The sequence below is a fragment of the Micromonospora arida genome, assembly GCF_042873195.1.
Taxonomy (GTDB): domain Bacteria; phylum Actinomycetota; class Actinomycetes; order Mycobacteriales; family Micromonosporaceae; genus Micromonospora; species Micromonospora arida.
On record NZ_JBIALC010000001.1, the window covers coordinates 902,229 to 915,117 of the forward strand.

Annotated in this window: 11 protein-coding genes; 8 read left to right on the top strand and 3 right to left on the bottom strand. The window is 70.6% G+C overall.

The window, feature by feature from the left end; translation table 11 throughout:
* Positions 1-3: 3 nt before the first annotated feature.
* Positions 4-981: a phosphatase PAP2 family protein gene (locus ACFYP0_RS04335; RefSeq protein WP_386994319.1), complete on the bottom strand. Its 978-nt coding sequence runs from the start codon at positions 979-981 to the stop codon at positions 4-6.
* A 269-nt stretch (positions 982-1,250) separates the two neighbouring features.
* On the opposite strand from ACFYP0_RS04335, the gene ACFYP0_RS04340 reads away from it, so the two are divergent.
* Complete coding sequence (locus ACFYP0_RS04340) at positions 1,251-1,757, top strand: winged helix-turn-helix domain-containing protein (protein ID WP_355500264.1); 507 nt, start codon at positions 1,251-1,253, stop codon at positions 1,755-1,757.
* Between the two features lie 73 nt (positions 1,758-1,830).
* Here the strand turns inward: ACFYP0_RS04340 and ACFYP0_RS04345 are convergent, their stop codons facing one another.
* A complete protein-coding gene (locus ACFYP0_RS04345; RefSeq protein ID WP_386994321.1) occupies positions 1,831-6,246 on the bottom strand; it encodes a S8 family serine peptidase in 4,416 nt (1,471 codons plus the stop codon).
* A gap of 240 nt (positions 6,247-6,486) precedes the next feature.
* Here ACFYP0_RS04345 and ACFYP0_RS04350 point away from each other — a divergent pair, with 240 nt between their 5' ends.
* Entirely contained in the window at positions 6,487-7,011 is a 525-nt protein-coding gene (locus ACFYP0_RS04350) for a winged helix-turn-helix domain-containing protein (RefSeq protein ID WP_356975216.1), read from the top strand.
* Between the two features lie 31 nt (positions 7,012-7,042).
* On the opposite strand, the gene ACFYP0_RS04355 is transcribed toward ACFYP0_RS04350, so the two are convergent.
* A complete protein-coding gene (locus tag ACFYP0_RS04355; protein ID WP_386994323.1) occupies positions 7,043-7,933 on the bottom strand; it encodes an AurF N-oxygenase family protein in 891 nt (296 codons plus the stop codon).
* Between the two features lie 48 nt (positions 7,934-7,981).
* Here ACFYP0_RS04355 and ACFYP0_RS04360 point away from each other — a divergent pair, with 48 nt between their 5' ends.
* From ACFYP0_RS04360 to ACFYP0_RS04385, 6 genes are read left to right on the top strand one after another with little or no spacing between them, the layout of a single operon-like run.
* A complete protein-coding gene (locus ACFYP0_RS04360) occupies positions 7,982-8,710 on the top strand; it encodes a TetR family transcriptional regulator (protein WP_091399218.1) in 729 nt (242 codons plus the stop codon).
* Complete coding sequence (locus ACFYP0_RS04365; RefSeq protein WP_124860303.1) at positions 8,707-9,006, top strand: DUF4873 domain-containing protein; 300 nt, start codon at positions 8,707-8,709, stop codon at positions 9,004-9,006. The genes ACFYP0_RS04360 and ACFYP0_RS04365 overlap by 4 nt, the downstream gene beginning before the upstream one ends.
* Positions 9,007-10,500, top strand: a complete 1,494-nt coding sequence (locus ACFYP0_RS04370; RefSeq protein ID WP_386994325.1) for a flavin-containing monooxygenase — start codon at positions 9,007-9,009, stop codon at positions 10,498-10,500.
* Entirely contained in the window at positions 10,490-11,362 is an 873-nt protein-coding gene (locus ACFYP0_RS04375; RefSeq protein ID WP_386994327.1) for an SDR family oxidoreductase, read from the top strand. The genes ACFYP0_RS04370 and ACFYP0_RS04375 overlap by 11 nt, the downstream gene beginning before the upstream one ends.
* Positions 11,359-12,219, top strand: a complete 861-nt coding sequence (locus ACFYP0_RS04380) for an alpha/beta fold hydrolase (protein ID WP_386994329.1) — start codon at positions 11,359-11,361, stop codon at positions 12,217-12,219. Before ACFYP0_RS04375 ends, ACFYP0_RS04380 begins: the two co-directional genes overlap by 4 nt.
* A gap of 41 nt (positions 12,220-12,260) precedes the next feature.
* The gene (locus ACFYP0_RS04385; RefSeq protein ID WP_355500286.1) at positions 12,261-12,881 is read left to right on the top strand and encodes an acyl-CoA-like ligand-binding transcription factor; all 621 of its coding nucleotides are present in this window, start codon (positions 12,261-12,263) and stop codon (positions 12,879-12,881) included.
* Positions 12,882-12,889 lie beyond the last annotated feature (8 nt).

Below are 12,889 nucleotides of genomic sequence, written 5' to 3' on the forward strand. Positions count from 1 at the left end.
CCATCATGAGATCTTTCGGGTCTCGGTCGTCGGCGGTGACTGCGCGGGGCTGCGTGGGGAGAGCGGCACCGCGAAATCCGTCGCACGCACCAGGAACACCACCGCGCCCACCAGGAACATCGTCGACGCGGAAGCGGCCACGATGGCCATCAACAAGCCGCGCTGCACGGACGCGGCCAGACCGGGCACGACCACCAGCAGCGCCCAGACCAGCACGACCAGCCCGACCCCCGCCTCGGCCAGCCTGCGCCAGAGGCTGCCGCCGCCCGAACCGCCGGCCGGGTCGCGGTCGTCGGACCAGGCCGCCAACCCAGCCGCGGCCAGGCAGAACAGGGTCACCCCCAGCAGAACCCCACCGAGCACGTCGCTGCACCGGTGCCAGCCCGCGATCATCGTGGCGGAGGCGATCACCGAGACACCCACCGCGCCCGGCGCCGCCAGCCAGCGCCGGGCCCAGCCGGGCAGGACCAGCATGAACGCCAGCAGCAGGGCGGTCGCCGCGGCGACATGGCCGCTGGGGAAGCTGTTGTGGGTGGTGGAGCTCAGGATCTGTAGATCCGGGCGGGGCAGCTCCGATTTCACCGCGCCGGCCAGCAGCACCGCGCAGACGACCATGCCCACACCGACGACCCCCGCCACCAGCCGCCGGCGGAGCACACCCACCAGCAGCACCACACCGAGCAGGGCCGCGATGAGGCTCGGGCTGCCGAAGGTGGCCAGCACGGTCTTGGCCGGGCCCACCAGCACGGTCTGCTGCTCGTACCCTCCGCCCCGCTCGGCGCGCGGTACGAGCACCCCGTCCAGCCACTGCCCGGGGTACGTCCGCACGAACACGGCGGCGGTGAGGGTCAGGGCAACCAGACCGGACAGCGCCGCCGCGAGCAGTCGAAGCCCCAGTGGCACCGCCGCGCGGGCGTGGGGCAGCGGTCGCGCCGGACCGGGCGTCGGCCGCCCGACGGAGTACAACGATCCGATGGACATGGCGACCATGCTTGCCCCGGCAGGTCCGTACCCCGTCCTCGAATTGTCTTGGTTCTGTCACAACCACCGCCGCCGCTTCCGGAAAAGCGGATCGTCGGCGGTGGGCCGGGTGGACCTGGACGGCGCGACGGGATCCACATGCTTACATGCGACCATGTTTTACCCAGCCGAGATCAGCCACCACTAGGGTCAGGACGCCGATCGATGTTTCGGTCGGCGGTGCGAAAAATCCATCCGGAGTGAGTTGGGGAACCGGAAGGTGTTGGCAAATGCAGGGAATTCCAGTGGCCAGCCTGGTCATCGGCATCGCATCCTCGCCGGCCGAGCGGCGACATCTGGCCCGGCTGCTCGGCGGCAGTGACGCCTTCCTGATCGTCTCGACCGTCGACCAGGCACGAGAGTTCCTCGGGGTGGTCGAGGCGCCCGCCGCCCCGGCTCCACCGACCAGGGCGGCGCTCGCCGAGGTGGCGCCGAGCCCACAGCCACCGCCACCGGATCTCGCCGTCGACTCCGACCGCCGGGTGCTGCGCTGGCGCGACCAGGAGATCGACCTGACCCGGTTGGAGCACGACGTGCTGCTCTGCCTGGTGCACGCGCCCGGGCAGGTCTGGACCTACGAGCGCCTGCACCTCGAGGTCTGGGGCAACCGGCACCTCGGCCGGGGCTCCGACATGCACTCGGTGGTCCGCCGGGTGCGCGGCAAGCTCGCCAGTCTCAACGCCACGGCAACGATCCACTCGGTACGCGGCGTCGGCTTCCGGCTCGCTCCCGCCTGATCACCCCGGGCGCGGTCCGGCCCGCCTGGTCGGGGACCAGGCGGGCCGGATCTCTTCGGCTAGTGCTCGGGCATCAGCACTTGATGGGTGCCAACCCGAAGTTCTCCACCGTCGGAGTGGCGGTGTCGATCCGGGTCTGACGGGTCTGCGGCTTCCAGCCGTCCTTGGCCACGATCATCGTGAGCGGGTTGTTGCGGCGGTCCACCCAGTAGGCGTACTTGCCCTCGGCGTCGGTGGCGAAGGTGTACGACGCCGCCCACGAGTCGACCTGCACGACCGCGCCGGTGAGCGGCGAGGTCGCACCCTGGCAGCTGGTGCCGGTGACCGTACCCATGAGCTTGCCCCAGGTCTTCGGGGGGTTCGCGGTCATGGTCACCGCGACCGGTGCCACCGAGTACGGGGTGTTCTCGGAGATCGCGACCGCGCCGGAGTAGGTGCCCGGCTGGTCCACGTTCGCCGTCAGGCCGACGGTGACAGTGACCTTCGCACCCGGTGCGAGGGTGACCGCCGACTTGTCGATGGTCATCCAGCTGACGTCGGCCGCCGACTCGGAGCATCCCTCGAAGCCCGGGAGCACCTCGCTGTCCGGAGCCGCGTTGAAGCTGCCGGACGAGCCGCCGATCTTGTAGAAGCCGCACGCCGCGCCGCCGCGGTACCGCGCGGTGTTGGCGTTGGGCAGGTTGGACCACGAACCGGCGGCCGGGTCGAAGGCGAAGCCGGCGTTGCTGATGGCCCCACCCTGCGAGCCACCGACGACGAGGAGCTTGCCGCTGGCGACGGCGTACGAGCTGGCCCAGTTGTCGGCCGGCGCGTCGGCGATGGCGGTCCAGGTGTTGGCCCCCGGGTCGAAGGCGTAGCTGGACTTCTGCGCGGCGGAACCGTCGTTGCCGCCGGTGCAGTAGAGGACGCCGTCGATCCCGCCGCAGGAGGCGAAGGCCACCGACTTCGGGTAGTTGGCCATCGTCTCCCACTTGTCACCGGCGGGGTCGTACCGGACGACGCTGTTCGACATCGGCAGACAGGCGGCCGTGGTGCAGCCACCGACCGCGTACAGCTTGCCGTCGACGACGGCCTGACCGGCCGCGGCCCGAGGTGCCGGGTTGTCGGCCAGTTCCGTCCAGGTGTTGGCCCCCGGGTCGTACGACCAGGTGGCGGAGTCCGGGCCGGCGTCGGCCCAGCCACCGGTGACGATGATCTTGCCGTTCACCACACCAGCGGTCAGGGCGTTGCGCGCGCCGGGAAGGTCGGCGATCGCCGTCCAGGTCTGCGCGGCCGGGTCGTAGGCGTAGTTCTTGGTGGTGGAGGCCTCACCGTCGCCGCCACCGAGCGAATACACCTTGCCGTCCAGGTTCACCACCCGGTTGTCCATGATCGTGGCCGGGTAGTTGGCGATGTCGGTCCACGGCGCCGCCTGCGGGCCCGCCGCCGCGGCAGCCGCCTTGGCCTCCTTGCCGGACGCCTTGGCGGCGAACGACGTCGGTGCGGTGAGCCGCTGCTCCGGGGCGCCGCTGGACCCGAGCACCTGCTGCCGGGTGACCGTGGAGCCGTCCGCCCGCAGGAGTTCGAACCCGTTGTCCCGCTCACCGAACTTGACCTCGACCGGCGCGCCACCGGTGTTGGTCACCGTGAACGACTTGCTGGTCTTGCCGTTGGGCATCTGGAGCGTCGCGCTCAGCTGCGTCGGGGTCACCGACAGCCGGCCGGCCGCGAGCTGGAAGTTCGCGGTGGTCGCCCAGTCGGCCTCGACGTCGACCTGCTTGGTCTGGCTGACGTAGTTGCCGGCGGTCGCCGTGAACGGGTGCTCGCCGGTCAGCGACGAGTAGATCCAGTAGAAGCCGTCGGCCAGCCCCGGGTCGTCCGGGGTCGCCACGGTGACGGCCTTCTCGGCGGGCCGGTCCTTGCTGGTGACGGTCGCGCCGTTGACGTAGCTGCTGTCGTTCTTGTCGCGGACGTTGCCGACGACCAGACCGCCGTCCAGCGGCACGCAGGTGACCTGGCTGCCGATCAGGACGTTGTCGACCTCCCACCACCACTCGTACGAGGCGTCGTAGTAGTGGAACCGGACCTGCACCTGCGCCTTGCCGGCCGCCTGCGGGATCGGGATCTCGGTCAGCTTCGGTCCCCGGACGTCGGTCTCCTGCCGGAGCACGTTGGTCCAGGTGGCGCCGCCGTCGATGCTCAGGTCCACGTCGGCGGTGTCGTCGTTGAGCTGGTTGAAGTCCTGGTTGAACCGGATGACCGGGGCCGTGACGCTGGTCAGGTCGACCACCGGGCTGACCAGGGAGGTGTCCTGGCTGGTGCCGGCTCCGTAGGCGTCGCTGTCGATCATCGCGAAGTTGCCGGTGCCGCCGGTCAGGTTGCCCCGGTCGCCGTCGTCGGTGAACTTCCAGACCTGACCGCTGCCCGCGTTGTCGACGACGGTCCAGCCGGCCGGCGTGGTCGTGGCGTCGAAGGTCTCGTACTCACCGTCGGAGCCGGTCGTGTATCCAGGGGCGGTGGTGCAGACGGTGCTGTCCACCGGCACGGCGACGTTGGCGGTGACGTTGCCCGAGCCGACCACGACCTCCTTGGTGACGGTCTGGTAGCCCGGGTACTGCGACTCGTACTTCAGGGTGTACGTCTGCCCGGACGGCAGCTTGATGCTGTAGCGACCGTTCGACGGGGTGGTGTAGTCGTAGACGCCGGACACACCCGTCACGGTCACCTTCGCGTACAACGGCCAGCCGTGGCCGGAGCCGTCGGTGACCGCTCCGGTGACGTTGACACTCGGCACCGCCGTGAGGGCGACGTTGAGCGTCGTGGTGGCGCCCTTGGCGACCGTTGCCGTCTTGGTGGTGCTGGCGTACCCGAACGCCGCGACGGCGACCTGGTAGTCGCCGGCGGGGAGCTGGGTGGAGAACTTGCCGTCGGCACCGGTGGTCAGCTCACGCTCGGACGCGCCGGTGAGCGTCAGTGTTGCGCCGGCGATCGGTGCGCCGGAGGTCGCGTCGGTGACGGTGCCGGCCAGGATGCCGATGTCACCGGTCGGGGCGGCGTTGAGCAACGCGAGGGCGTCCAGTCGGCCTTCGCCGTAGACGTTGTTGTCGGCGGCGGTGCCACCACACTGGTCGTCGGCCTTGTCGATCGCGGCGCCGTTGAGCAGCGCGCGGGTCGCGTTGACGTCGCCGACCAGCGACGGTGCCGCCGAGTACAGCAGCGCGATCGCGCCCGCGAGGTGCGGTGCGGCCATCGAGGTGCCGCTGATGCTGCCGTAGGCGTTGCCCGGGATGCTCGACCGGACGTTCACGCCCGGCGCCGAGATGTTGGGCTTGATCACGCCGTTCTGGCCGGCGCCGCGGGAGGAGAAGCCGGCGACGTTGTTGTTGACGTCGTACGCGCCGGTCGAGTAGTTGCTGACGAGGCTGCCCGGCGAGCCACTGGTCTGGCAGGCCGGCCCGCTGTTGCCGTTGGACCAGGTGCCGAAGATCCCGGACGCGGTCCAGGCGTTCGTCACGTCCTCCATGAACGGCTCGTTGGACGGGTCCCGGGTGCCCCACGAGTTGTTGATGATGTTCGGTCGCTTGCTGGCGTCCGCGTTCTGACCGTTGAGGTCCAGCGGCTCGAGCATCCACTGACCGGATTCGATCAGAGCGGCGTCACTGGGGCAGCAACCGTTCGCCGCGATCCACTTGACCCCGGGGGCGACACCGATCTGGTTCGCGCCGTCGGAGCCGGCCATGGTGCCCATCGTGTGCGTACCGTGGCCGTCGTCGTCACAGGGGGCGGTCGCGCAGGTGCCGGCGGCATCGAACCAGTTGTAGTTGTGGTCGAACGTCCCGTCGCCGTTGTTGCCGCGGTAGGAGTTCACCAGTGCCGGGTGGTCGAACTGCACCCCGGTGTCGATGTTCGCAATGGTGATGCCCTCGCCCTTGACGCCGTACTGGGACCAGACGTCGTCGGCGTTGATGTTGGCGATGCCCCACTCCAGGGCGTTCACGGTCTTCTCGTCGGTGCCCTTGGTCGTCTCCGGCACCTTGTACGCGACCGGCGCGTAGAGGCCCTCGACCTCCGAGTGCCCGGCGAACTTCTGGGCCATCGCCAGCGAACCGCTGTTCACCTTGATGGCGTTGGTGGCCCAGAAGGTCTGGTACTTGGTGCCCGAGCTGTCGAGGTCGGCCCGGATCTTGCCCTGGCTCGCGGCGGCGGTCTTGCGCAGCGCGTCCGCCACCGCCGTGCCACGCTTCGACCAGTCCTTGATGGCGCTGGCCTTGCTCAGGTCCGCCCGGTCCTTGAACCGGATCCAGAAGTCCCCTTCACTCTTGGCCTGGAGCTGCTTGGCGAGCTCCGGTCGGATCTTGTCCCCGGTCTGGGCGCCCGCCCCCATCGCACCGCCCGGCGCGGCCTGCGCACCCGAGCTGATCGTCGCCAAGCATGTCGCGGCGAGGATCGTCGCCGCGCCGGCGCTCACCAGTGATCTGGCCGCGCGCCGCCATTGTGGACGTCTGAACATCGGTGCTGCCTCCCTCAGAACGACCCAGGGTGTAAATGGGCCATGGTGGACCTCCCCATGCACCGCGCGGGTCACGCCGGTTGCCCGACTGGACACTATGATCGAGAAGAACGGACGATCAAGAACTTGCCGTGAGCAACTTGTCGCTAAGAGTTGCCCTGGCTGGCGGCACGCTTGCCAATCATTGTCAGGACCGTGACGAGAGCTGGGCAGGGATGCCCATCGATCCCGGGTGGTGCGGTGGCCGAGGACGAGGCAACGGTGAACAGGGGTGATCCGGCCGACGAGCCGTTCCCACTGCTGATCGCGGTGACCCCGTCGCCGGCCGAGCGCATCCGGCTCGCGGAGCTTCTCGACGGCATCGCGCCGCTACTGCTGGTTTCCGACCTCGACGAGCTGCGCCGACTGATCGCCGCTCCGCAGCAGGTGGCCGCCCCGTCCGAACCGGCGCCGGTCGCCGCCCTGGTGATCGACTCGTCCCGCTCCAGCGCCCGCTGCGGGGAACGCGAGATCGACCTCACCCGCCTGGAACACGACCTGCTGACCTGCCTGATCACCGAGCCGGCCCGGGTCTGGAGCTACGCCGAGCTGCACCGGTCAGTCTGGGGTGACGAGGGGCGCGAACGCAAGGCGGACGTGCAGTCGCTGGTCAAGCGGCTGCGCCGCAAGCTGCACGACCTGGGCACCGGCGCCACCATCGATGTCGTCCGCGGTGTGGGGCTGCGGCTGACCGATCACCAGCAGGCGCGGGTCGAACGGGCCTGACGGCGACGTCGCCTGAGCAGAGGGACAAGGGTCAGATCAGCCCGGCCCGGGCCCACAGCAGACGCCCCAGCCCAGCCACCAGGCCGACCTCCGCCAGGTTGGCGTGCACCCGCGCCGCGGACCAGCGGAGGGTGGCACGCCAGTGCGGGTTGGCGCGGGCAGCGGCCCGGCCGACCGCCGGCGGAATGCCCACCGCCGCGTACACGTCGGGATGGACCAGGCGGTTGGCGATCGTGTAGGCCGCACGACCGACCAACAGCCGGGCGTACGCCATGCCCACCGGGCCGGTGGCCGCGACCGCGGCGGCCAGTTCCTCGCGGGCGAACCGGACGTGTCGCGCCTCCTCCACCACGTGGATGCGGGAGACCATCCGGATGAGCGGCTGGAGCGACTCGTCCGCCATGATCTCGCGCTGGAACGCGTCGAGGATCTCCTCCGCGATGAGGATCGCGGCGTACATCCGGGGGCCGCTGGCGGTGGCCTTGAGGAAGCGCCCGAGGTGGTGGTCGACGGTGCTCGCGCGGTAGACCGGACAACCCATCGCCTCGATCAGCCGGCCGAACATGATGGAGTGCCGGCACTCGTCGGCGACCTCGGTCAACGAGTACTGGGCCTGCCGGCTGGTCGGGTCGGCGCGGTAGTACTCCCGGATCAGCATCTGCATGAGGATCGTCTCGAACCACAGCCCGGCGCTGGCGGCGCTGGCCACCTCGTGCTTGGTCAGCTCGACGCGCTGCTCCTCGCTGAGCTGCTCCCACAGCGGCGTGCCGTAGAGGCTGCTGCGCTGTGGCGGGAGCCAGTAGGCGCCGGGGGTGTGCGGGGCGTCCCAGTCGATCTCGACGGTGGGGTCGTAGCTGGTGCGCAGTGAGGACGTGAGCAGTCGATCGGCGACCGCCGCGCGCCCGGTTTCCGCCGCCTCCATGGCTCCTCCATATTGACGTGACGACCAGTAACTGTTACGAGTAGTAGCATGCAATCGCCGCTCACCGATGTCAATGCATCCGACCCGTCGGCCACGCCCCCTGACGGCAGTCCGAAGGCGAAGGGCAACGGCCGCCGGGACCGCTGGGCAGACCATCGTGAGCAACGACGGCAGGAGTTGGTCGGTGCCGCCGTGCAGGCGCTGCTGCGGCACGGGCCGGAGGTCGACATGGAACAGGTGGCCGCCGCCGCGGGCGTCAGCAAACCGGTCCTGTACCGCTACTTCGCCGACAAGTCGCAGCTCTGGGTGGCGGTCAGCGAGGTGGTGGCGGCCCGGATGGTCGACACCATCGCGCCCGCAGTCGAACAGGTCCGCGAGGAACGCGGCCTGGTCGAAGCGACGATCGACGCCTACCTGGGCGTGATCGAGTCGGAGCCGAGGCTCTACCGGTTCCTGATGCACCAGTCCGGCGACCCCGGCATCCACCAGGTGATCGCCGGCACCAGCCGGCAGGTGGCCGCCGGGCTGGCCCGGGTGATCGGCGACCGGCTACGCACGCTGGGCCTGGACGCCGGCCCCGCCGAGCCCTGGGCGTACGGCCTGGTGGGTTTCGTGCAGGCGGTCGGCGACTGGTGGACCACGCACGGCCAGCCGATCAGCCGGGCCGCCCTCACCGACTACCTGACCGCTCTGCTGTGGAGCGGCATCGAGGGAGTGCGGGCCAGCGCCGACCTGCCGCACGAGCTCACCCGCGCCCACGAGCGGATCGTGCCGTGAGTTACCACGGCCCGGCGGGTGTCGAGGGCACCTCGGTCCGGGTGCACCTCAGCGGGCGGTGGGAGCCGGTCGACGGCCGCTTCCACTGGGGTGGGCGGATCGAGCCCGAGCCACGGGTGGCCCACCTGCTGCGCTCCGGTCGGCGCGACGTCGAGTTGCGCATCGCCGACCGCGTCCGGGCGGCCCGACTGGCCGAGGTCGACCCGTGGGGAGGCGTACGAATCACCGGCGTGGGCGATCCGCCCTGGCCGCCAGTGGCCGACCCGACTTCCGCGCCCGAGCACACGGAGGGGTAAATGGAGACAGACGTTGCCATCATCGGCGCCGGCTTCGGTGGCCTGGGCGCCGCCATCCGCCTGCAGCGGGCCGGCTTCACCGACTTCCTCGTCTTCGACCGGGGTGAGGACGTCGGTGGCACCTGGCGTGACAACACCTACCCGGGCTGCGCCTGCGACGTCCCGTCGCACCTCTACTCGTTCTCCTTCGCCCCCAACGCCGGCTGGTCGAACACCTTCTCCGGCCAACCGGAGATCTGGGACTACCTGCGCGGCTGCGTCGACCGCTTCGGGATACGCCCGAGGCTGCGGTTGCGCCACGAGGTGCACGAGGCGAGGTGGGACGAGCAGCGCCAACGCTGGCTGTTGCGCACCTCCGGCGGCGACCACAGCGCCCGGGTCCTGATCTGTGCCGCCGGCCCGCTCAGCGACCCGGCCATCCCCGACCTGCCCGGGATCGACGAGTTCGCCGGCTCGGTGTTCCACTCCGCCCGTTGGCGGCACGACCACGACCTGACCGGCCGGCGCGTCGCGGTGATCGGCACCGGCGCCTCGGCCGTCCAGTTCGTGCCGCAGATCCAGCCGACGGTCGAGAAGCTGACGCTCTTCCAGCGCACCCCCGCGTGGATCATGCCGAGGTTGACGCGCCGGATCAGCGGGGTCGAGCAGGCCGCGTTCCGCACGGTGCCCGGCGCGCAGCGGGCCGCCCGGGCGGGGCTCTACCTGGTACGCGAGAGCATGGGCCTGGGCTTCCTGCACCCGGCGGTCAACCGCCTCGCCTCGCGCCTGTCCCTGCGTACGCTGCGGCGTCAGGTCCCCGACCCGCACCTGCGGGACAAGCTCACCCCCCGGTACGCGATGGGCTGCAAGCGGGTGCTGATCTCCAACGACTACTGGCCGTCGCTCACCCGACCGAACGTCGACGTGGTCACCGCCGGCATCGCCCGGATCGTGCCGGACGGCCTCGTCACCGACGACGACGTCCACCACCCGGCGGACACGATCATCTTCGGCACCGGCTTCCACGTCACCGACTCCCCCGTCGTCCGGCGCATCCACGGTCGGGGCGGGCGCAGCCTGGCAGAGGCGTGGACCCCCAGCATGCGCGCGTACCAGGGCACGACCATCGCCGGCTTCCCCAACCTGTTCTTCCTGCTCGGCCCGAACACCGGGCTCGGTCACACCTCCGTGGTGCTGATGATCGAGGCACAGCTGCATCTGGTGCTCGCGGCCCTGCGTCACATGCGGGCCAGGGGCATCCAGGCCATCGAGCCCACCGCGCAGGCGCAACGACGCTGGACCGAACGGATCGATCAGAAGATGACCGGCACCGTGTGGGAGACCGGCTGTCAGAGCTGGTATCTCGACAGCACCGGCCGGAACACCACCATCTGGCCAGGCTTCGCCACCAGCTTTCGGATGCGGCTGCGCCGGTTCCGCCCGGCCGACTACCAGGTCGCCACGGCAGGGAACACCCCCAACGACACGGAACGGGAGCACGTCGATGCGGTATGACCTGGCGGGCAGGACGGTGCTCATCACCGGTGCGGCGCGCGGCATCGGGGCGCAGATGGCCCGCGAGGCCGTCGCCCGGGGCGCCCAGGTCGCCGTCGTCGGTCTGGAGGGCGAGCTGCTCAAGCAGCTCAGCGCCGACCTCGACGCGCACTGGTACGAGTGTGACGTCACCGACCAGGCGGCGTTGGACGCGGCGGTGGCATCCACTGTCGACCGCTTCGGTGGCATCGACGTTGTCGTGGCCAACGCGGGCATCGCGAACCTCGGCACCGTCGCCGTGGGACCGGTCGACGCGCTGGTCCGTACCGTCGAGGTCAACCTCTGCGGCGCGATCCGCACGGTCAGCGCGGCGCTGCCCCACGTCACCGCCGCCCGTGGCCACGTCCTGATCATCTCGTCGGCCGCCGCTTTCACGGCGATGCCCGGGATGGCCGCCTACTGCGCGTCCAAGGCGGGCGTGGAGCAGTTCGCCAACGTGCTGCGCCTGGAGACCCGCTCACGCGGCGTCACCGTCAGCACGGCGCATCCGATCTGGATCGACACCGATCTGGTCCGCGACATCCGTGACGATCTGGCATCGTTCCGCACCGCGCTGCGCCGGTTGCCGTGGCCGCTGTCCACCGTCGTACCCGTCGAGCAGTGCGTCGAGGCCCTGCTCCGCGGCATCGAGCGCCGCAAACGCAAGGTGTACGTGCCACGGTCGCTCGCCCTGGTGCAGGCGCTGCGGCCGGTGGTGCTGAGCGGCCTCTCGGACGCGTTGATCACCCGGTTCGGCGGCCAGACCATGGTCGGCCAGATGGAAGACGAGGTACGCCAGCTCGGGCGTTCCTTCGGCAGGACGTCGGTGGGAGGGCAGTCATGAGCATTCATTTCCGGCGTGCCGGCAGCGGAGAGCCGCTCGTGCTCATCCACGGCATCGGTCACCGCCATCAGGCGTGGGAGCCGGTGTTCGACCGGCTCACCGCCCACCACGAGGTGATCGCGCTCGACCTGCCCGGCTTCGGGAACTCTCCGGTGCCGGGCACGGGCATGCCCGCCGACATGGCCGCCACCGTGGCCGGGGTCCTGCCGGCGCTGACCGAGTGGGGGCTGGAGCGTCCGCACGTCGCCGGCTACAGCCTCGGTGGGGCGATCGCCCTGGAGCTTGCGGCGACGGGGGCGGCCGCCTCGGCCACCGCCTTCTCCCCCGCCGGCTTCTTCACCCCGGCTGAGCGCCGACGGGCGCTGGCCATCCTCCGGATGCTGCGGGCCAACTCGTACCTGCCCACCCCGATCATGCGTGTCGCGCTGCGCTCGGCGTACCTGCGGGCGTTGTGCTTCGCGCCGCTGATGGCCCGCCCGACCCTGCTGGACGTCGAACGGGCGATGGGTGACGCGCTCGCCCTGCGACGAGGGCTCGGCTTCAACGCCGTGGCCCGAGCCGCCCGCGACTATCGCTTCGACTGCCTTCGGCTGTCCGACCCGACGGTGCCGGTGACCATCGGCTGGGGTGACCGCGACCGGATCTTCGGCGTCCACCAGGCCGAGCGCGTCCGGGCGGGCCTGCCGGCGGCACGGGTGGTGACGCTGCCCAGTTGCGGGCACGTCCCGATGAGCGACGACCCGGACCTGGTCGCCGGGCTCATCCTGGAGACCACCGGCGCCGTGCCCCGCACCGAGCGAACGATCCGTCCGGCTCCGACCAGCATCGCGAGTCAGGAAGATCACTTCACACTCTAAAAACTTGCAGGCTGTGCAAGTTCGCTCCTAATCTCGCTCGCGTGACCGACACCGACCAAGCCGCGCCCGGGCGTCGCGACCGCAAGAAGGCGCAGACGCGGGCCGCGCTGACCGCCGCCGCGCTGCGGCTGGTCGCCGAACGCGGCCTGGAACACGTGACGGTGGAGGAGATCAGCGAGGCCGCGGACGTGTCCTCGCGGACCTTCTTCAACTACTTCACCTGCAAGGACGAGGCACTCACCGACGATCCGGCGCTCGACGGCAACCCGGTCGTGGCGCGTCTGGCGGCCACACCTGCGCAGGTGCCAACGTTGCAGGCCGTCCGGCTGGCCCTCGACGAGGCGATCGACGCGATCCAGGCCGACCGGGAGTTGTGGCGGCTGCGGCTGGCGGTCATCACCCAGAACCCCGCGCTGCTGCCCCGGCTGGTGTCCGGCAACATCGCGACCGAGCGAGCCATGGTCTCGGTCATCGCCACCCGCCTCGGCGTAGGTCCCGACCACGGCCTCCCGCCGCTCATCACCGCTGTCACCAGTGCCGCCTTCCACACCGCGATGCTGCGCTGGTCCGCCGACGACGACACCCGCCCCCTGCGCGACTTCGTGGACGAGGCCTTCTCCGCGGTGGCCGCCGGGCTGCCGGATCCGCCGGGCCCCTCCTGACCCGCCAC